Origin of the sequence: Streptomyces katrae (assembly GCF_000966975.1) — a bacterium.
Lineage (GTDB): Bacteria > Actinomycetota > Actinomycetes > Streptomycetales > Streptomycetaceae > Streptomyces > Streptomyces katrae.
Genome location: NZ_JZWV01000139.1, coordinates 1 through 673 on the forward strand (window position 1 = coordinate 1; position 673 = coordinate 673).

At 80.7% G+C, this 673-nt stretch carries 1 pseudogene; it reads left to right on the top strand.

Going from position 1 to position 673, the window contains the following annotated elements:
• Nucleotides 1-673, top strand: a pseudogene (locus VR44_RS07275) (asparagine synthase-related protein); the annotation flags it as partial.

Sequence of the window (673 nt, forward strand, 5' to 3'; positions counted from 1 at the left end):
CCCCGACCCCGGACCCGTACCGGGAATGGGCCCCGCCGACCGGCGCGCCGCCCGCGGCGCCCCCGCTCCCGGAGTCGGCGCCGACCTCTCCGGCGGCACCGCCTCCGCCACCCTCGCCCTCCTCGCCGCCGGACTCCCCGGCGCCCCGGGCACCCTCCCCGGCTCCGGCTCCCGCCTCCTCGCCGTCACCTTCAACGACCTCGCCACCCCGCGCGGCCGCGAAGGCGAACTCGAAAGCGCCCACGCCCTCGCCGCCGACCCCCGCCTCCACCACGTCGTCGTGGCCGCCGCCGAGGAGGCGCTCCCGTACGCCGACCTCGACGGCCCCCTCACCGACGAACCCGGCCCCTGCCTCGTCAGCGCCGCCCGCGACCGGCGCCGCCTCGCCGCCGGCTCCGCCGACCACTTCACCGGGCACGGCGCCCGCCAGGTCCTCGACGCCCACCCCGCCCGCATGGCCGACCTCCTCCTCGACCGCAGGCGCCGGCACCTGCTGCGCCCCGTCGCCGCCCTCGCCCGCTCCGCCTCCGAAGGTCCCCTGCTGGTCCCCTTCTCCGTCTACTCCGCCGCCCGCCGCCTCGCCCGTACGCCGTACCGCGCGGGCATCGAAGCGGCGGCGGCCCGGCTGCGCGAGGGCGGCGTCGCCACCGCCGTCTCCGGGCCGGTCGACGCC